The sequence below is a fragment of the Vibrio sp. zbq_1 genome (assembly GCF_043102935.1).
Classification (GTDB): domain Bacteria; phylum Pseudomonadota; class Gammaproteobacteria; order Enterobacterales; family Vibrionaceae; genus Vibrio; species Vibrio parahaemolyticus.
In genome coordinates this window covers 111,653-129,836 of the sequence record NZ_JBICJH010000041.1, presented here as the reverse complement: position 1 = coordinate 129,836, position 18,184 = coordinate 111,653, and the positions used below count along the sequence as shown (strand labels likewise).

The window sequence follows — 18,184 nt, the reverse complement described above, 5'->3', positions numbered from 1 at the left end:
CTGTTTGGCGTCTCGATATAAATCAACTCGCGCAATCCCATACCTGACAAGGGATACAGGCTGAATTCACTTAAAAACACCTAAAAAGACGTATCGCCATGAAGATACAAACCGTTTGGCAAGTTCAGGCCAGAATGCAAACGACGTTTGGCGTCTCGATTTTTTTGGCTAGGTTATCCGCCGCCAAACAGAGCCTATTCTCATACTTTTGCGAAAATGCAATAGGCAGATAGATGAAAGGATTTGTCACCTTTCTGCCCACCGCCAGTGCACCGAATCCTGATAATGACCTTTGAGTGAACCGCCAGAGCACTTGGAAAAGCCCAAGCGTAAACAGCGCGGTTGATTGAAAACCGTTAGAGCACTTTGAGTGCACAGGAGATAAGTATGTTTGTACTAGGCGTAGATATCGGTTACTCGAACCTGAAGCTGGCAATTGGCCAATCAGGCAGTGAACCGAAAACCATTATTCTGCCTGCGGGTGCCGGTCCTGCGGATCGCATGCCGGAGCGTATCGGTGGAGGCGATGATGAAACTTGTTTGTATGTGTCTGTCGATAATGAGCGTTGGGCGGCTGGTGTGCCTGCTGGACGCCTTCAAGGCTGGGAACGAGAGCTTCACCCGGAGTATCCCACCACAAAAACCTATAAGGCGCTTTTTCATGCCGCCTTGTTAATGGCTGAAACAGAATCCATCGATTTGGTTGTCACTGGATTACCGGTTTCCCAGTTTCATGAGCCACAACGTAAGTCTGACCTTGTGCAGCGTTTAAAAGGTGTCCATCAAGTGACGCCTAAGCGCAGCATCACTGTTCATGACGTCAAAGTGCTGCCGCAGCCTGCCGGTGCCTATATGGATCTGGTTCAAACAGGTGGTGATTTGGGCTTGATTGAAGAAGGTCGCGTCGTCGTCATCGATCCCGGCTTCTTTTCTGTTGACTGGGTTGCCCTTGAGGCCGGAGAAATTCGCTACAGCTCATCAGGAACCAGTCTTCAGGCAATGTCCGTGCTACTTGAAACGATTGATAAGCTGATTTCGGAAGATCATGGTGCCAAAGTGGGTATGGATCGACTTGAAAAAGCCATGAGAACCGGCGACTTGCAGGTGCTGCTATTTGGAGAAAAAGTCGATATTTCACCTTATCTGAATGCTGCCATGAAAAAGGTAGCGCCTGTTGCTCTAACAGCCATGCGCCAATCCATGCGTGACGAAAGCATCAATGCGGACTTGGTTTTGATCGCAGGAGGGGGAGCCTTGGCTTATAAGGAAGCGGCCAAAGAGATTTTTTCACGAAGCAAGATCATCGTGCCGGAACAGTCTGTTTTGGCGAACGTCCGAGGCTTCTGGTTTTATGGGGCCTGATCATGAGAGTTGTCGTCAACATTCCCCCAGGGAGCCACCCTGAACTGCTCAAAGAATTAGAAAAGACACCGCCACGGGAACGCGCTGAGCGTCTGCGGATGCTGGCCACCTTTGGGTTAATTCACATGAGCCAACCCAATCTATCCACGACATCTGTACCGGTGGATGGCCTTGCACTAGATGGTGAAGTGACTTCTATGAGTACAGCGCCAGAACCCAAAGCAGAATCACGTAAACAATCATTAAAATCAAAACTAGGGCTGGGCTTATAACATGGCGTTATCAGTTAGCTGGCTCGATGCCAGGTTAAATAAAGAAGCAAAAGAAACCGTAGTAAAAGCTGATCGAGATGGACTAAGTGCTCGGGTATCGCCCAAGGGCAAAATTGTTTTTCAGTTTCGTTATCGTTTCGATGGCAAGCAACAGCGGGTAGACATAGGTACTTACCCACTAATGAAGCTTGCTGAAGCCAGGAATGAGCTGGATAGGTTAAGGGCAGTACTTGATCAAGGCCGAAACCCCAAGCTCTACCTACAGCAGGAACGGGCCAAGTATTCTGCCAATCAAAGCTTCGAATCGATTTTTCGAGACTGGATAGACTCTGCCGGTAAGCAAGGGCTAAAGGAGAAAACGTGGCACTACCAAAAACGCAGTAGTGAAATATATTTACTGCCCCGACTTGGCAAGTACCCATTAACTGACATCAATGAATTGTCCTTACGAAACTGTCTTCGTGAGGTTTCGGAATCGTCCCCTTCAAACACAGAACGTCTGGTGTCTGTGTTGCACAAGTTTTATGACTGGCTAATTGATGAACAAATTTTGGAAATTAACGCTGCCGCTGGGATCACAGCAAAAAAGGTTGGCGGTAAGAAAGGTAAACGAACTCGGGTGCTAAACGATAACGAGATCAGGATACTTTGGCGCTATTTGCACGAGTCAAAAATCACTGAGAAGAACCGCATCTACATAAAATTGCTTCTGCTATTGGGCGGTCGCAAGGGCGAACTCATTCAAGCTGAAAAGCATCACTTTGACTTGCAATCTGCAATGTGGACAGTGCCCATAGAGATCCGCAAACAAGGTGAGAAAATAGGAGCGCCGATCATGCGGCCATTAATCAAACCAGCTATCGAGCTGATTGAACTGGCGATGCAGATGAGTAAATCAACTTACTTGTTTCCTGCTAACGGACAAGAGGAACTTGCCACAAATGGCTTTGATACCACTATTCCTAACAATGTGAAAATCTGGGCTCGTAGGTCGCTTGGTGTTGAGATGGAACATTGGTCTATGCATGATCTTCGCAGAACGATGCGAACGCGAATGTCTGCCATTACGACGCAAGAAGTTGCCGAGTTGATGATTGGCCACAGCAAAAAAGGGTTGGATGCTATCTACAACCAATATCAGTACCTGGATGAAATGCGTCATGCTTACGACGTTTGGTATCAACAACTAGAAACCATCATTGAGCCAACAGGCTTTCCATTCAACTGGCGTTTCGGACAATAAGGGGTAGCTGAATTAAGGAAGAGACTGAGCTAGTACAAATGACCGAGTCAAGTAGTGCATTTGGCTCGGTTTAGATTAGTTGTTTTTCCAGTTACAAAAAAATTTATAGAATAATTAATATAAGTCTCACGACGCCTCAGAGAGAGGTATTTGCAATTCATCCACAAGGGTTTGCTTAGATTTATACTCTAGCTCGCTTCTCTTTATTTTTAGCTTTTGTAATAAAGCACTATGAGTCACCTCGAAATCATTAAAAATTGTAGACCAACTTTTAACGTATACTCGAATTCTTTCATCCGCCCCGGAAACAAGGCCCGCGCCGCCCTTACCAGCAAGGTCTTTCAACCGCCTTGTAATTTGAGTATCATTCTGGGAGATTTTAGTTCCAACAAGAACAACATCAAATCTCATTCTCTCATCATTAAAAGCAGGATGCTTATCAAGTACCTCAGCATAACGTTCAGCTTGAGCTAAATGTTTCTTATTCAATGCTACACTTGGTCTTTTTATTTCAATGATCGTACATTTAATAAATTCTTCTTGTGTAGAATGATCAATTGTGACCATTTTGCGTGCAAGAAACAAATCTACTTGGCCTTTTGCCCCCTCTATGGTAGCACCTTCAATAAGATCACTGGTACTGATATCGTCCCCATCCAATATTTCAATATCTGAATTACGAAGATTTCTAGCTGTATTAGAAAAGTCATCCTCTTCGGCACCTATAGTTGTGTACTGAGGGCCAAACAACCATGTATTAGCCTCAATAATACCTTGTAAGTCTGGTGTTTCTAGAACTTCTTTAGCGTGCTCTTTAAAAAGGTACTTCATTTTCTGTACGACTAGATCTCGCTTATGAATGTGTCCAATCGTGCTAATTATATAATCAAGTTTAGATTTACTTATTTGAGATGCAAATTCATCCATTTGCTCCTTATTTAAGTCTAAAACGCTTTCCAATATATCTATCAAACTATCATTTTCACTTGATGTAGATAGCCTATCAAGCAAACCGATTATAATTTTTGTTTGCTTAGCCTTTAGCCCATTAAAAGCTGCTGGATCAGCAACGCAGATACTAGTTACTAATTTCTTCGTATGTGCAATTCTAAAGGAACGATCTTCGTCAGACTCCCAATTGTAAACAGGAAAATATCCTTTTTCTTCGAAAGAATCGACAAGCTGAACAGCTCTTTCTCTAAGGAACCCCTGATAAATCTCGGCTGTTTTGTTGCGCAGTTCTTTTAACAGCATAGCTAAAACTTTATTCCCATCACTCTTTTCACTAATGAAGAGATCAGCATTTGGAGATGAGGTATCTTGAAAATTATCGAACCACTCAGATTGTATATATCCACTTATGAAAAAATTGTTTTTGTAGTTAAAACCAGTCAGATTTCTATACTTCTGATGTTCTTTTGAATCTCTAAAATAATTGTATGACTTTTCACCAGATGGTTTTTTTATCCACTGAATGATACTTGAACTAAATATATTTCCATCAACATCTATAAGCTCTTGAAACAACCTATGTTGGGGAGGCGTCACTTGGACTCTATTAACTGATATTTTAATGTTAGAAAAAACTATTAACTTCCAACCAAATTCATTTGAAAGCTCCTCCATGATATTTTCAATATTAGGGATTTTTTGAGATTTTTCACTCGTAATGCCCGTAAGAAATACTGATGTCCCACTTCCATTTGAAAGAATACTACCATGCTGTTCTTTATCGTCGATCAACTCAACTTTGTACGTTTTAATACGAGACGAGTCTATGGTAATACGTGCATTCTCAGATTGTCTTCTCGTAAGCCAGGTTGCTGTTGCAGCATATTTATGAAATGAATACCGCCCTCTGCCTTGACTGCCTTTTTGGGTAACCTGTTTTTTGGATGAGTCATCCCAATTATCAAAATTTCGGTCTAGGTTATGAAAGTCAATTCCTTCACCATTATCATGGATCTCTATTGACTCCACCCCGCCGAGATCACAGGTGTTAATAATGACATCAATATCTGATGCACCAGCATCCAAACCGTTCCAGATATATTCACTCAACATCTTCCAAGCGGGAATTGAGCCGAAACGTTTTTTTATCGACGCATTTGTAATACCTGTTGTCCGTTCTTGAGGAGTCGTCACTTACCTATCCATCCAATCAATAAAAAATCCATGCTGCTATCTTAGCCTAAGTTGGTGGACATATTAACTATATTGTTGGCACAAGCCAGCGTTTCAAAGCGTTAGTCCAAGTTCCAACATAAAAACTAAGCTACGCTATCTATTCCTAATTCTTCTCATACTCTTCCAAGTCTTCAATGTGCCACAGCTTGTTTCGTGTATTTCGGTTGATGCGAGGTTGCGGCAAGCTGCCATCTTTTATTCTTCGCCAGAGAGTCGTATAGCTAATGTGGTAACGAGCCATAACTTCGTAAGACGTTAGAAAAGGGGTTACTTGGTGCGCTACTGCTGTCATCTGCATTCTCCTGAAAATCAATGTAAAGCTATCATCGCCTGATTCATCACTTGTTGATGGTCAGAAAGATGCATGATTTGTTCAGAAGATCAGGTCCATACAAATGAATTTTTAGGACAGCAAGTAAGCAACTGGTAACCAACTCAACCGGCAACCAATTAGAAATAATCGCGAATGTCTTACCATCATTTCTCGATTTTCGACATAAAAAACATAGGCAAGTTTTGGCTAAAACCCAGTAGTTACAAGGCCTACAGCTAGTTTTGTGTCATGGAATTTGGCTGAAAACGGCAAATATGGCGATTTGTACTCAAGTTTGTACACACTTTCCGAGGTTACGCTTGAACATCATTGAAAAGCAAAGAAACGAGAAAAAGACAAAAAGCCTTTAAATTCAGTACGTAGAGATGTGATTTTGGTGTGCAATGAAAGGTGGTTTTAAGCGTTGAAAGGCTGGGCGGCATCAGGGTGCGAAATAATAGCGAACGTTCTACGTTTAGAAACTTCGCTTAGAAAAGGTGTATTTGACATGAAACTGGTCTTCTTTGATGTCTGAATGCCTGCTGAAAAGCAAACACGCTTTTTGTAGATTCAATTTTGCGCGGTATTCTCGCCTATTATTGCTTTAGGGGCAACTTCCCGAGTAGTACGTCTAGTTAAAGAAGAGATAACTCATGATGATCGCGTCTTCTTTTCCATTGCCTGTTTTAGCTGGATAATAATCATAACGACGATCCACTTCGTTAAAACCAGCTTGCTCATAAATATGAATCGCAGGATGGTTACTTTCTCTTACTTCTAGCCACGCGCTGTCTGCTTTGGCTTGCTCACAGTGATTCAGAAAGGCATCCAATAACTTTTGACCGTAGCCTTTTCCTTGTAGCGCAGGGGCAACCGCAATATTGAGTAACGTCACTTCACCCACAATATTTTGTGCATAAAAGTAGCCAACTACCGAGCCGTCTTCAACCATCACGTGATGGCACGCACCGCGACTCGACAAATCGCGCACTAACGACTCTGCCCATGGGTGAGAATGCGCTTGCTGTTCAATTTGCCAAACTTGCTCCACATGCTCACTGCACATTGGGAGAATTTCAATCGTCATGATTTAACCTATTAGGTCGAAATACCGCGCCACAATAGAGCTTGGTATTCGATCTTTTACAAACGTTACGAGTAAGAACAAATTTGCTGCCAAAGTGCGCGTTTTTGTTCATTGTTGCCATCTATGTCTTGCAATAACAGCGAGGTTAGCTGCTTAGCATTTTCCATGCTGTTACTTTCACAGCCTGCAAACCATACCCACTCCAACTGATGTTCACCAAGCATTGCAAGGCGCTCAGGCTCTATATGCATGGCTTGTTCAAGCGTTAATTTCATACTTTTAAGTATCTTCTCGAACAGTATCGCTGTCTCATTCGTAGGACAGATGGGTGAGACCAGCAGAAGTTTGCAAGAACTTGGCAAATCTATAGTTGGCGGTTGATAGCCTGCCAACCTTTCTGGATGAATCAACTCCCACGAGGTGATTCCCATTTCGTGTAAATACTGTTTCTCGTTAATTGACATTTTTCGTCACCTGTTTGAACGAGGCAATCCTATCAAAAAGTCAGAGGTGTTATGAAGCTTTTCCAATCACTCTTTACTGTGATGATGGTAGCGACCATCAGTTTTTCCACATTTGCGAGCAGCAATAATGATGACTGGGAGCTGATCGCAACCAAGACCGTCAACTTCCAAACGGAGACAGACACCGTTACGCCAAATAGTCTGCTCAAAAACCGTAACTTCAGTAAAATCAAAATAAAGTGCATTCAAGGCACCGTCGATTTAAAAGACATCAAAGTCACCATGACCGACGGCAGCGAGAAAAAACTCACTTCAATGGGCACGCTCACCAACGGAATGTCAACGCGAGCTTGGACACTACCAGGAGCGGAGGACGCGAAACTTAAGCACCTTGAAATGAAATACAGCAGTTGGGGAAACATGAAGCTCGACGTGTTGGGTGTCAGCAAAAAAGCAAAAGTCGAAATCTGGGGCAAAAAAAGAACCAAAAACGCTCAATAAACGTCATGCTTGTCGAATGAATGATGAAAAGCAAACAGCCCGCTATTTCAGCGGGCTGTTTCAGTATTTAAAGCTCTGAGAACTCTGGCGCGTAATCAATGCGTCCAGAACGTCCTGCACATTGGCCTTCGACGAGTTCAGCTACTCGAAACGCACCTTCAGGCACTTCCCAAGCGCATTCAAAGCCCATCTCTTCACCAGCATTGAAACCTTGTCGTGCATAGTAGTTAGGTTCACCCAACACGACACAGACTGGATAACCGAAATCACGCAGAGATTCGAAACCTTCTTTAATGAGTTCAGCGCCAATGCCTTGACGGCGATAGTCCTCATGAACAGCCAATGGTGCAAGCCCTTGCCACGACAAATCTTCACCATTTAATGTAACTGGGCTAAATAAAGCATGGCCAATTACCTCACCTTCATCCGTACACGCCACCAGCGACAAGGTCAGCTTGCCGTTTTCACGTAAACGCATCACCAAGTTGGCTTCTGCATCGGTTGGAAACGCATGTTTCAATAGGCGGTCAATGGTCAGAATGTCCGCAGGGGCTTCAGTTCGAATAAGCATTCGCTACTCCGGGTTGTTGTGCAGGCTCTTGAACCCCTTTTTGGACAAAGTCAGCCAGTTGGTTCAGCGCTACTTGCATTGCTTTTGGTAACTGCTCTAAGTCGACACTGTCCATCAAGTTTTTCACTTCTAAGCCAAGCTCAGTGTCACCTTCAATTGAAAGGCGACGTTGGAAGAACAGTGTATCAGGGTCTTCTTTACGACCAGCAATCAGTACTAGGTCGTTTAGATTACCACTAAAACTCACATCTTCCTGAACTGGTTTTTCAGCGACGACTAATTTTTCATCTTGATAGCTGATGTACCATGCTAAGTTCAAGTCTTTAATCGCAACTTTTAACCACTTGTCTTCAAGGAATTCAAAGTCGCCATCTTCTAACGCTTCTTTGAATACCATTTTCAGCCCTTCAAGTAAGGCTTTTTGTTGAACTGTTTGTGGTAATAACTGGACTGGAGAACGCAAAATGTTGGCTGCGTTCTTTACTAGTTGACTGCGAATCTTGTTTAACACGTTCATTATCCGTTACTTTGTCATTAGGTCGCTCATATTACGCAATCGCACCACCGCGATACCTGTTATGTATCAATAAACTGTTTGTTTTCAGTTGGTGGTTTATTGTCCACTAACGTGTCGTTTTTTGACCTTACGTGTATTATTGATGCGAACAGCTTGATAAACGCTTTAATAACCGTATTTTCAAAGTTATAGTTATCCGAGCGTATCCTCGTGATATCAAGTCACAGAATAAAGCCGAGTCAACCACTTAAAAATGACTCACTATGCAGGCTTGAGAAGCACGGCGGCATGTTCGCCAGGGTAGCGCTTTTGATTACACGGACGAATTAATCTGGCTCATTGGAGATCGGTAATACCCTAATGCCTTCCCAGCAATTACAACATTGGTTTGCCACGCTAACCTCAAATAGCCCTTTCTTTTTTGCCATTCTTGATAAAAAACACAATTATCGAATGGTGAGTGACCGCTATTGTGATATTGCAGGCTTAAATCATGAAGAAATCATCGGGTTAAACGATTGCCAGGTGCTAGGTGAGCAGTTTTATAAGAAGCTGGCACCTTACTACCAACGCGCATTCAAAGGCGTGCATGTCGAAGCTGAAATTACCTTAGATGAAACCGATTTAGAGACCAGCCTTCACTTTAGTTTGTCACCAGTGTATGAAGGTAATGAGGTACGTTTCGTGGTGTTTCACGCCGTCGACACCTCCGAAAAGCAAATACTTGTCCGCTCTCTGGAAGAAGCCGAAAACAAATTTGCCAAGCTGACCCAATTATTGCCCGATGGCCTGCTGCTGATTGAAGATGACATCATCATCTCAGCAAACCCTGCTTCGGCTCGTCTGCTTGGGCTTAACTCCCCTCACGAGCTGCTCGGTGAAGAGCTCTCTCGCTTGTTCATCGACGAAAACACCAAAAAAGTTTTCAGTCACCGACTCAGCACGCTTATTTCGGACAAACCGTTTGTTTGCCTGACTAGCGCGCGTTGCGGATTTGAGCGCAAAGTCCAATTGCATGCGGACTCGACGGCAATTCTAGGCAGTGAATCTCAAATTATTCTTATCCAAGATGCGGATGACACACCAAAACACTTGTCGTCGGCCTCCAGTGAAGATTCTCATATCGACTCTTTAACCAAACTGTATAACCGATTTGGTTTCACCAAGCGCCTAGAACAACTGATCAAAAGCCAAACACCGCTATTGGTGTTTTACCTCGATATCGATAACTTTAAGAACATTAATGACTCGCTGGGTCATCACATCGGTGACAAAGTCATCCAAGAAGTTTCTGCGCGTTTAAAACGACTGCTGCCAAACCAAGCGATCATCGGCCATCTTGGCGGTGATGAGTTCGGCATCATTCTTCCTGAGCCAGAAAACTCACGCATGGCAGAAGTGTTATCAGATCGCATTATTTCTTTGATAAACCAACCTTTTGATCTGCACCACTTCAGTAAACGTCTTGCTTGCTCAATCGGTAGCGTCCGCTATCCGGAAGATGGGCAGGATGCTCGTATCTTGCTACAAAACGCCGATACCGCAATGTACGAAGCCAAAGATCGCGGGCGAAACCGTCTGATCAAATTCAATGACCAAATGAACAAAGAAGCGCGTATGCGTTTGTGGCTCGAAATCGAACTGCAAAAAGCCCTGCAGCAAAATGGTCTTGAAGTTTGGTATCAACCCAAAGTGAACGCCCGTGATTTCAGTATCAATGGCGCTGAGGCTTTAGTACGTTGGAAACATCCGGTTGAGGGCTACATTAGCCCAGGATCATTTATTCCTGTGGCGGAACGAGCAGGTTTGATTGAGCATCTGGGCCGCGTGGTGATGCGTGATGTATTCAACACCGTAAAACGCTGGAAACAACAAGGCATTTTGCCGGGTCGCGTCGCGATCAACCTGTCTCCAGAACAGTTTGGCAACCCTCAGTTGATCGACTTTATGGAGAAGCTGCTGCGCACAACCGAACTTGATCCAAGTTGCATCACGTTTGAGCTAACGGAAAGCGCGGTGATGAGTGACAGCGAACATACGCTGCAAATGCTGAATGCGATTAAAAAGCTGGGCTTTGCTTTGTCGATCGACGACTTTGGCACTGGGTACTCGTCGCTGTCTTATTTAGCTCGTTTCCCGATTGATGAACTAAAAATCGACCGTGCATTCATTAATGACATTGACGCCCTGCCAAAACAGGTGACCGTCATCGAGAACATCATCAACTTGGGCAAATCTTTGGAACTAACGGTCGTTGCAGAAGGCGTAGAAACGCATCAGCAAGCTACTTTACTTTCCAACCTTCAATGTAACTCGATTCAAGGTTTTCATTTCTACCGACCTCAACCAAAACATGAAATCGAAGAGTTGTTTGTGCAAAACCGCCGCCACAAAAATTGATCCCCCGACTTCGTCAAATTAAACTTTTACCCCTACTCTCAAGGGGTAAATATTGAGTTTATTGAGCTAAACCTAACTTAGGTCAAATTAGCTATTCATAATTCTTCATAAAATGCGGGCACCTTTTCCTTCTCTATGATTGTGAGCATATGGAACTCTTGTGTCCTGCGGGTAACCTGCCTGCGCTAAAAACCGCGATTGATTGCGGTGCAGATGCCGTGTACATCGGCTTCAAAGACGATACCAACGCGCGTCACTTTGCTGGTTTGAACTTCAACGGTAAAAAGCTAGAAAAGGCCGTGCAATATGTGCATGACCACAACAAAAAGATCCACGTTGCACTCAATACCTTTGCTCATCCAAACGGTTTTGAACGCTGGACAAACGCCGTCGATAACGCAGCGGCATTGGGCGTAGATGCGCTGATTGTCGCTGACATTGCTGTTCTTGAGTACGCTGCTCGCAAATACCCTGAGCTTGAGCTGCACCTTTCCGTGCAAGCTTCTGCTACCAACGTAGCTGCGATTGACTTCTACAAGCAAAACTTCAACGTTAAACGTGTGGTATTGCCTCGCGTGTTGTCCATTCATCAGGTGAAACAACTGTCGCGCAACATCACCAGTGATGTCGAGCTGGAAGTATTTGCGTTTGGCAGTCTGTGCATCATGTCTGAAGGTCGTTGTTACTTGTCGTCTTACATGACGGGTGAATCACCAAATACGGTCGGAGCCTGCTCTCCAGCGAAATACGTGCGCTGGCAAGAAACTGAACAAGGCTTGGAGTCTCGATTAAACAACATTTTGATCGACCGTTACTGCGCGGGTGAAAACGCAGGCTATCCAACGCTTTGTAAAGGCCGCTTTGAAGCTGAAATTGAAGGCGAGAAAAAACGTTACCACGCGCTGGAAGAACCAACCAGTTTAAATACTCTCTCTATGCTTCCTGAACTGTTTGCAGCAAACGTAGCGTCGGTAAAAATTGAAGGCCGTCAACGCAGCCCTGCCTATGTAGAGCAAGTTACTCGCACTTGGCGCGCAGCAATTGATCGTTACCAAGCAAACCCAGAAGCTTACCAAGTCGAAGCAGCTTGGGATGCCGCCCTGGCTAACGTTTCTGAAGGTACGCAAACCACGCTGGGTGCATACCACCGTAAATGGCAGTAGAGGTTAAGATGGAAAATTCAATGAAATACGCACTTGGCCCACTGCTGTACTTTTGGCCAAAACAAGATATCGAAGCATTTTACTTACAAGCGAAAGAAAGCTCGGCAGACATTATCTACTTGGGTGAAACCGTTTGTTCAAAACGTCGCGAGATGAAACCTGCTCATTGGTTCGATATTGCCAAAGACCTATCGGCATCCGGTAAGCAAGTGGTGCTTTCCACCATGGCATTGTTGGAAGCACCAAGCGAAGTCAATATCATGAAGAAGTATATCGATAATGGTGACTTTGCGATTGAAGCAAATGACGTGTCCGCGGTTCAACTGGCGTCTGAACACAAAGTCCCATTTGTCGTTGGCCCAGCAATTAACACTTACAACGCACACACCTTGAACCTGTTTTTAAAACAAGGGATGACTCGTTGGTGTATGCCGGTTGAGCTATCTCGTGAATGGCTAAGCGATACTCTGACACAATGTGAAGACTTAGGGATTCGTAACAAATTCGAAGTCGAAGTCTTTAGCCACGGCTATTTGCCATTAGCCTACTCGGCTCGCTGCTTCACGGCGCGTGCAGAAAATAAAGCGAAGGATGATTGCGAAACTTGCTGCATCAAATACCCAACCGGTATCCAAGTAAGCAGCCAAGAGGGACAAGAAGTCTTCAATTTGAATGGCATCCAAACGCAATCGGGCTACTGTTACAACCTGATCAACGATCTGCCAAGCATGCAAGGACTCGTTGATGTCGTTCGCTTGAGTCCATTAGGCGTAAGTACCTTCTCAGAATTGGATCGCTTCCGTTCTAACGAGCAAGGCTCAAACCCAGACAAACTATCAAGCCGCCAATGCAACGGTTACTGGCATCAATTGGCTGGCTTAGAAGTGAAGAACATTTAACTCTTCCGACAAAGTAAAAAGCGAGGCACTAGCCTCGCTTTTCTGCTACCAACTTAAGACGCTTGGATGCTCGGTTCTACTGGCCTCTCCACCATCAACTTTTTGATATCACGCCAAAGCATACTCATCACAACCAGACTTAACGCAATGTTGGATAGCGGGAATGCAATCCAAATGCCTGTCACACCCAACAGTTTTGGCATGATGAACAAGAACGGCAGTTGGATAAGCATATTGCCCACCGTCACAAACATCGCCTTACTACCTTTGTTGACCGATTGATAGTAAGCCCCTGCTACCACTAAGAAACCATCCAGAAACAGTGCGAACATGTGGAGACGAATTCCCACCACAGCACTTTCGATAAGCTGCTGATCCGCGTCATTAAAGACGGATACGAGCTGGTACGGGAAAAGGTTCATCAATACCACGAACACAACACCACCTAAAACCGATGTCCCCATAGCAATTTGTAGCAACTTACGAATGTTATCTTGATTTCGTGCGCCATGGTTGTAGCTCACCAAAGGCTGCATACCATTGGCAATGCCTTCCGCCACGAGGTAATAGACCGTCACAATATAACCTAAAATGGCGTAAGCGCCGATCAAAAGCGGGCTGCCGTATTGTGCGAATAACGCGTTGTGCAGAGCTACCATCGTAGATCCATAAGCGTACATAAAAAAGCTGGATGTCCCGATAAGCACAATTTTAGGAATAGCATCCAATTGCACTTTCAACTCTCTAAATGTTAGACGTAACTTCGCTTTAGAAGAGAAGAAGTAGCCCACACCTAGCACGGTGACAACCATCTGTGCCAATGCGGTCGCAATAGCCGCTCCTGTTAGCTCCCAATTCATCCAAGCAATGAAAACATAGTCCAACACAATGTTAATGATTGCACCTATCACCATCAAAATTGTGGCTAAGTTAGGGCTGTTGTCGTTACGTAGCAAGAATGGAACCGCAATAGAGCCAAGTGAAAAAATACACGCTACGATTAGTATCTGGAGATATTGCAAGCCCAACTCATACACTCGCCCCTGAGCGCCTTGCCAACGAATAAAGTCATCAGCAAAGAAAAACAGAATCGTTGCGACAATAGGCATCAAGGCCAACAAAAATAGCAAGCCTGTGGTTAAGACCCGTTTCGCACCTTGTTGATCTTGCTCTCCTTGCTTGATGGAAGTCAGGGCTCCCGTTCCCACACCAACCATCATCCCTATTCCCAGAATGCTACCAATCACTGGCCAAGCAACATTGATGCCCGCCAATCCGTCAGCGCCAACGTAACGGCCAATAAAAATACCGTCGACGACTTGGTACAGCCCATTGACCAACATGGCTGCGACAGTTGGAATGGTATATTTCCAAAACTGTTTATAAATGGAGTTTTGCATGATTCTCACCAATAGTTAGCAAAGCTAACTAAATAGTTAAATAAATGAATTTTTGAATTAATTTCCAAGCGCTTTATTGAGTAGCGACTGCAATTGTTTGGCTTCTTGTTCGTTTAGCTTTAGCATCATTTGATCCGAAATATCCTTATAAACAATTTGTTCTAAAGACATTTTTTCAGCGACCTCTTCCGTCAATAAGACACGCTTTGCGCGAGCATCTTCATTGCAAGCAATACGCTTCACTAACCCTTTCTTTTCTAAACGCACCACCATATTGGAGGCAGAAGGTTTGGTTACCTGTAACTCGTCGGCAAGATCAGTAATACGAACGCCTTCAGGAAACACCTGAATTACGCGTAAGTAATCAAATTCGTTAAAGCTAAGATGAGACAATGGATCTTCTTTAGCGTAAACACGCCAAGCTTTGGCGCAAAAACGCTCCAAATCGATCAAACTCTCTTCTAAGGCCATAAAGATTCACCAATTAGTTAGCAAGGCTAACTATTCTAAAGCGAGTTATCTCAATCATCAAGCGTAAAAAAGCCGCTTATGGAAGCGGCTTTATCATTATTGCTGTTCTTGTTGCTCGGCGGCTTTTAGCTTGGCCAACCTATCTTGCTGAAGTTGGTCATAAATTTGTGCTAACTCCAAGAAAGAGTAACGATGCTCAACATACTCGTACACATTCAACGAAATGGCGAGCTTATACAACGAAATCGCGCTGGCGATGTCACCTTCCAATTGATGACGTTTACCGAGATAAAAATAGGTTTCCGTCAATCGCTGAGCAAGGCGATAGTTTTCTCGCGTCCCATCCATAATAGCAGCAAGAGCCGCTTCATCAGAAACATCGCGTAGCATAAGAGCGACTAACACCCAACCCCATTCTTCACTGCGATCTTGTTGGTAACGCAGCTGAAGGTTTGCTTTTGCTTGCTCAGGGTTTTGATCCGCTTCAATGATGTATAACCACAATGCGCGAAATGGATCGCTTGGCATCTCTTGATAATGCTTGGTCATATCTTCCAAGGACAAATCAATACGACCGCCGTAGTATAGCGCTATCGCCCGATTGCGCTCTGCGTAAGAGTTATCTGGTGCAAGTTCGAGTGTTGAATCAAATGCTTCGTATGCCGCATCAAACTCTCCAACCTGAGTAAAGTAAACGCCGAGAAGATTAAATATATCTGGCTGAGCGGGGTTCAACTGCAATGATTGGTTGAAATCCAAACGAGCAAGGTCACGCAAGCCAACACTGTCGTAGTAATTACCACGTTCATAGTGCATTTTGGCACGCACTTCATCGCTGAGATCAGGGCGCTGCAGTAGTTGTGATAAACGCGCAATTTGAACTTCTTGTTGAACGCTCGGTTGTAAAGGCACAGCCATTGGTGGGTAAAGCCACTTCAGAGCTGAATGCTGAGAAGTATTTGCACAACCGGTCAGCGCGATAGCAACACATAAACTTGCGGTTTGAAACCATTTCACTAATTGATACTCCTGTTTGGACCGCCTTGGGTCTGTTTCCTTAATGCACTATAGGATAAATAACCTCATTTGAGGTCAAACTCCTCGAAACAGGCCAAAAAAAAGGGAGCGAAAATGCTCCCCTTTATAGCATGCTTTCAGGCTCTTAAGCTAATAAAAGACCGAAAGGCGAGTTTCAGATTACTCTTCTTTCGCTGCTGGTGCTTCTGCCGCTGCTTCTTCAGCAGGCTTCTCTACCGCTTCTTTCATGCTTAGACGTACACGGCCTTGACGGTCGATTTCAAGAACTTTAACTTGAACTTCTTGACCTTCAGTTAGGTAGTCAGACACTTTCTCAACGCGTTTTTCAGCGATTTGAGAAATGTGTACTAGACCATCTTTACCTGGTAGAACCGTTACAAACGCACCAAAGTCAGCTAGACGAGCCACTTTACCAGTGTAGATACGGCCTACTTCAACTTCAGCAGTGATCTCTTCGATACGGCGGATAGCTTCTTTCGCTGCTGCACCTTCAGTTGCTGCAATCTTGATTGTACCGTCATCTTCGATTTCGATAGTTGTACCAGTCTCTTCAGTTAGAGCACGGATAACTGCACCACCTTTACCGATAACGTCTTTGATCTTCTCTGCGCTGATCTTCATTGTGTGGATACGCGGAGCGAACTCAGAGATATCGTCACGAGCACCAGCAAGCGCTTCATCCATTACAGATAGGATGTGCTTACGTGCGCCTTGTGCTTGGTTAAGCGCAATTTGCATGATCTCTTTAGTGATACCTTCGATCTTGATGTCCATTTGAAGTGCAGTAACACCAGTGCTAGTGCCTGCTACTTTAAAGTCCATGTCACCTAGGTGGTCTTCGTCGCCAAGGATGTCAGAAAGAACAACAAAGTCATCGCCTTCTTTCACAAGACCCATCGCGATACCCGCAACAGATGCTTTGATTGGCACACCAGCATCCATAAGTGCTAGAGATGTACCACATACAGACGCCATTGAAGATGAACCGTTAGATTCCGTGATTTCTGATACAACGCGAACTGTGTATGGGAACTCGTCAACAGATGGCATTACAGCTGCAATACCACGCTTAGCCAGTTTACCGTGGCCGATTTCACGACGCTTAGGAGAACCTACGAAACCAGTCTCACCCACACAGTATGGAGGGAAGTTGTAGTGTAGTAGGAAGTGATCTTTACGCTCACCAGTTAGCTCATCGATGATTTGTGCATCACGTTGAGTACCTAGAGTCGCAGTAACTAGGGCCTGAGTTTCACCACGAGTGAACAGTGCAGAACCGTGAGTACGTGGAAGAACACCAGTACGTACGTCTAGCGCACGAACCATGTCTTTCTCACGACCATCGATACGAGGGTTACCCGCGATGATGCTACGACGTACAACAGTCTTCTCTAGATCGTGGAAGATTGTGTGGATTTCTTTAGTATCCGCTTCAGGATCTTGAGCAAGCAGTGCTTCGTTTACTTCTGCTGCAATCTCATGGATGCGGTCGTAACGAGCCATTTTCTCAGTGATTTGGTAAGCCTCAACAAGCTTAGCTTCAGCAAGTTCAGCAATCTTAGTCTTAAGTGCTGTATTTTCTTCTGGAGCAACCCAATCCCAAGCTGGAGTAGCAACTTCAGCTTTGAACTCGTTGATAGCGTTGATTACAACTTGTTGTTGATCGTGGCCGAACACAACTGCTGCTAGCATTTCTTCTTCAGTTAGGTTGTCAGCTTCTGACTCAACCATTAGTACCGCAGACTCTGTACCTGCAACCACTAGATCTAGACGCGATGCGTTTAGCTCAGTTTGGCTAGGGTTAAGAACTAGCTGACCATCGATGTGACCAACACGTGCTGCACCGATAGGACCATTGAATGGAATACCAGAGATGGCAAGAGCCGCAGATGTACCAATCATTGTTGGGATATCTGGTTGAACGTCTGGGTTTACAGATACAACCGTTGCAATAACTTGCACTTCATTTTTGAACGCGTCCGGGAATAGTGGACGGATTGGACGGTCAATTAGACGAGCTGTTAGCGTTTCGCCTTCAGATGGACGACCTTCACGTTTGAAGAAGCCACCTGGGATCTTACCTGCAGCGTAAGTACGCTCTTGGTAGTTTACAGTTAGTGGGAAGAAATCTTGACCCGCTACTGCTTCTTTTTTACCAACAACTGAAACGAATACTGCTGTATCGTCCATTGTAACCATAACTGCTGCTGTAGCTTGACGTGCGATAACGCCAGTTTCTAGAGTAACCGTGTGGTTACCGTACTGGAACGTTTTAACAACTGGTTTTTCGAACATT

Annotated in this window: 18 protein-coding genes and 1 pseudogene; 7 read left to right on the top strand and 12 right to left on the bottom strand. The window is 44.5% G+C overall.

Translation table 11 applies throughout. The features are described from left to right. Positions 1 to 124: 124 nt before the first annotated feature. Positions 125 to 313 (bottom strand): hypothetical protein, encoded by a 189-nt coding sequence (locus ACF8CV_RS18460; protein WP_392416546.1) that lies wholly within the window; start codon positions 311 to 313, stop codon positions 125 to 127. A gap of 74 nt (positions 314 to 387) precedes the next feature. Between ACF8CV_RS18460 and ACF8CV_RS18455 the strand changes: the two genes are divergently transcribed. From ACF8CV_RS18455 to ACF8CV_RS18445, 3 genes are read left to right on the top strand one after another with little or no spacing between them, the layout of a single operon-like run. Continuing rightward, the gene (locus ACF8CV_RS18455; RefSeq protein WP_000497807.1) at positions 388 to 1,362 is read left to right on the top strand and encodes a ParM/StbA family protein; all 975 of its coding nucleotides are present in this window, start codon (positions 388 to 390) and stop codon (positions 1,360 to 1,362) included. A gap of 2 nt (positions 1,363 to 1,364) precedes the next feature. Beyond that, positions 1,365 to 1,634 carry a hypothetical protein gene (locus tag ACF8CV_RS18450; protein WP_392416559.1) on the top strand — a complete coding sequence of 90 codons (270 nt, stop codon included), beginning with the start codon at positions 1,365 to 1,367 and terminating at the stop codon, positions 1,632 to 1,634. 1 nt (position 1,635) lies between these two features. After that, positions 1,636 to 2,877 (top strand): integrase family protein, encoded by a 1,242-nt coding sequence (locus tag ACF8CV_RS18445; RefSeq protein ID WP_028870222.1) that lies wholly within the window; start codon positions 1,636 to 1,638, stop codon positions 2,875 to 2,877. 126 nt (positions 2,878 to 3,003) lie between these two features. Here the strand turns inward: ACF8CV_RS18445 and ACF8CV_RS18440 are convergent, their stop codons facing one another. The 5 genes and pseudogenes from ACF8CV_RS18440 to ACF8CV_RS18420 form a co-directional block, all read right to left on the bottom strand. Then, positions 3,004 to 5,022: an ATP-binding protein gene (locus ACF8CV_RS18440; RefSeq protein WP_392416401.1), complete on the bottom strand. Its 2,019-nt coding sequence runs from the start codon at positions 5,020 to 5,022 to the stop codon at positions 3,004 to 3,006. A gap of 145 nt (positions 5,023 to 5,167) precedes the next feature. Then, the gene (locus ACF8CV_RS18435) at positions 5,168 to 5,356 is read right to left on the bottom strand and encodes an AlpA family transcriptional regulator (protein ID WP_000127615.1); all 189 of its coding nucleotides are present in this window, start codon (positions 5,354 to 5,356) and stop codon (positions 5,168 to 5,170) included. Positions 5,357 to 5,809: 453 nt separating this feature from the next. Then, positions 5,810 to 5,887, bottom strand: a pseudogene (locus ACF8CV_RS18430) (peptide chain release factor 3); the annotation flags it as partial. Positions 5,888 to 6,008: 121 nt separating this feature from the next. Continuing rightward, on the bottom strand, positions 6,009 to 6,464 hold the full coding sequence (rimI, locus tag ACF8CV_RS18425) for a ribosomal protein S18-alanine N-acetyltransferase (protein WP_005494078.1): 456 nt from the start codon (positions 6,462 to 6,464) through the stop codon (positions 6,009 to 6,011). Between the two features lie 65 nt (positions 6,465 to 6,529). Continuing rightward, on the bottom strand, positions 6,530 to 6,928 hold the full coding sequence (locus tag ACF8CV_RS18420; RefSeq protein WP_025441388.1) for a DNA polymerase III subunit psi: 399 nt from the start codon (positions 6,926 to 6,928) through the stop codon (positions 6,530 to 6,532). 51 nt (positions 6,929 to 6,979) lie between these two features. On the opposite strand from ACF8CV_RS18420, the gene ACF8CV_RS18415 reads away from it, so the two are divergent. Beyond that, a complete protein-coding gene (locus tag ACF8CV_RS18415; protein WP_005456073.1) occupies positions 6,980 to 7,429 on the top strand; it encodes a hypothetical protein in 450 nt (149 codons plus the stop codon). Positions 7,430 to 7,496: 67 nt separating this feature from the next. On the opposite strand, the gene ACF8CV_RS18410 is transcribed toward ACF8CV_RS18415, so the two are convergent. Beyond that, positions 7,497 to 8,000, bottom strand: a complete 504-nt coding sequence (locus tag ACF8CV_RS18410) for a GNAT family N-acetyltransferase (RefSeq protein WP_017447717.1) — start codon at positions 7,998 to 8,000, stop codon at positions 7,497 to 7,499. After that, positions 7,984 to 8,511, bottom strand: a complete 528-nt coding sequence (locus tag ACF8CV_RS18405) for an SCP2 domain-containing protein (RefSeq protein WP_005490392.1) — start codon at positions 8,509 to 8,511, stop codon at positions 7,984 to 7,986. Before ACF8CV_RS18405 ends, ACF8CV_RS18410 begins: the two co-directional genes overlap by 17 nt. Positions 8,512 to 8,877: 366 nt before the next feature. On the opposite strand from ACF8CV_RS18405, the gene ACF8CV_RS18400 reads away from it, so the two are divergent. From ACF8CV_RS18400 to ACF8CV_RS18390, 3 genes are all read left to right on the top strand, one after another. Further along, positions 8,878 to 10,917 carry a bifunctional diguanylate cyclase/phosphodiesterase gene (locus ACF8CV_RS18400; RefSeq protein WP_015297221.1) on the top strand — a complete coding sequence of 680 codons (2,040 nt, stop codon included), beginning with the start codon at positions 8,878 to 8,880 and terminating at the stop codon, positions 10,915 to 10,917. Between the two features lie 149 nt (positions 10,918 to 11,066). Next, positions 11,067 to 12,080: a peptidase U32 family protein gene (locus tag ACF8CV_RS18395; RefSeq protein WP_005456088.1), complete on the top strand. Its 1,014-nt coding sequence runs from the start codon at positions 11,067 to 11,069 to the stop codon at positions 12,078 to 12,080. A 20-nt stretch (positions 12,081 to 12,100) separates the two neighbouring features. After that, positions 12,101 to 12,979 (top strand): U32 family peptidase, encoded by an 879-nt coding sequence (locus ACF8CV_RS18390; RefSeq protein WP_005481567.1) that lies wholly within the window; start codon positions 12,101 to 12,103, stop codon positions 12,977 to 12,979. 53 nt (positions 12,980 to 13,032) lie between these two features. On the opposite strand, the gene vmrA is transcribed toward ACF8CV_RS18390, so the two are convergent. The 4 genes from vmrA to pnp all read right to left on the bottom strand — a co-directional run bounded on the left by vmrA (position 13,033) and on the right by pnp (position 18,183). Next, positions 13,033 to 14,379: a sodium-coupled multidrug efflux MATE transporter VmrA gene (gene vmrA / locus ACF8CV_RS18385; protein WP_025505167.1), complete on the bottom strand. Its 1,347-nt coding sequence runs from the start codon at positions 14,377 to 14,379 to the stop codon at positions 13,033 to 13,035. Positions 14,380 to 14,436: 57 nt separating this feature from the next. Beyond that, positions 14,437 to 14,850 carry a MarR family winged helix-turn-helix transcriptional regulator gene (locus ACF8CV_RS18380; RefSeq protein WP_024702430.1) on the bottom strand — a complete coding sequence of 138 codons (414 nt, stop codon included), beginning with the start codon at positions 14,848 to 14,850 and terminating at the stop codon, positions 14,437 to 14,439. Positions 14,851 to 14,946: 96 nt separating this feature from the next. Further along, a complete protein-coding gene (nlpI, locus tag ACF8CV_RS18375; RefSeq protein ID WP_045601849.1) occupies positions 14,947 to 15,867 on the bottom strand; it encodes a lipoprotein NlpI in 921 nt (306 codons plus the stop codon). A gap of 180 nt (positions 15,868 to 16,047) precedes the next feature. Then, the gene (gene pnp, locus ACF8CV_RS18370) at positions 16,048 to 18,183 is read right to left on the bottom strand and encodes a polyribonucleotide nucleotidyltransferase (RefSeq protein WP_005456067.1); all 2,136 of its coding nucleotides are present in this window, start codon (positions 18,181 to 18,183) and stop codon (positions 16,048 to 16,050) included. Position 18,184 lies beyond the last annotated feature (1 nt).

Bases quoted from the DNA above. Each gene is read 5' to 3' on its own strand.
- ACF8CV_RS18435 (WP_000127615.1), bottom strand. From the start codon at position 5,356: ATGACAGCAGTAGCGCACCAAGTAACCCCTTTTCTAACGTCTTACGAA.
- ACF8CV_RS18415 (WP_005456073.1), top strand. From the start codon at position 6,980: ATGAAGCTTTTCCAATCACTCTTTACTGTGATGATGGTAGCGACCATC.
- ACF8CV_RS18400 (WP_015297221.1), top strand. From the start codon at position 8,878: ATGCCTTCCCAGCAATTACAACATTGGTTTGCCACGCTAACCTCAAAT.
- ACF8CV_RS18420 (WP_025441388.1), bottom strand. From the start codon at position 6,928: ATGTCAATTAACGAGAAACAGTATTTACACGAAATGGGAATCACCTCG.
- ACF8CV_RS18450 (WP_392416559.1), top strand. From the start codon at position 1,365: ATGAGAGTTGTCGTCAACATTCCCCCAGGGAGCCACCCTGAACTGCTC.
- ACF8CV_RS18390 (WP_005481567.1), top strand. From the start codon at position 12,101: ATGAAATACGCACTTGGCCCACTGCTGTACTTTTGGCCAAAACAAGAT.
- rimI (WP_005494078.1), bottom strand. From the start codon at position 6,464: ATGACGATTGAAATTCTCCCAATGTGCAGTGAGCATGTGGAGCAAGTT.
- ACF8CV_RS18445 (WP_028870222.1), top strand. From the start codon at position 1,636: ATGGCGTTATCAGTTAGCTGGCTCGATGCCAGGTTAAATAAAGAAGCA.
- ACF8CV_RS18395 (WP_005456088.1), top strand. From the start codon at position 11,067: ATGGAACTCTTGTGTCCTGCGGGTAACCTGCCTGCGCTAAAAACCGCG.
- pnp (WP_005456067.1), bottom strand. From the start codon at position 18,183: ATGTTCGAAAAACCAGTTGTTAAAACGTTCCAGTACGGTAACCACACG.
- ACF8CV_RS18380 (WP_024702430.1), bottom strand. From the start codon at position 14,850: ATGGCCTTAGAAGAGAGTTTGATCGATTTGGAGCGTTTTTGCGCCAAA.
- ACF8CV_RS18455 (WP_000497807.1), top strand. From the start codon at position 388: ATGTTTGTACTAGGCGTAGATATCGGTTACTCGAACCTGAAGCTGGCA.
- ACF8CV_RS18410 (WP_017447717.1), bottom strand. From the start codon at position 8,000: ATGCTTATTCGAACTGAAGCCCCTGCGGACATTCTGACCATTGACCGC.
- vmrA (WP_025505167.1), bottom strand. From the start codon at position 14,379: ATGCAAAACTCCATTTATAAACAGTTTTGGAAATATACCATTCCAACT.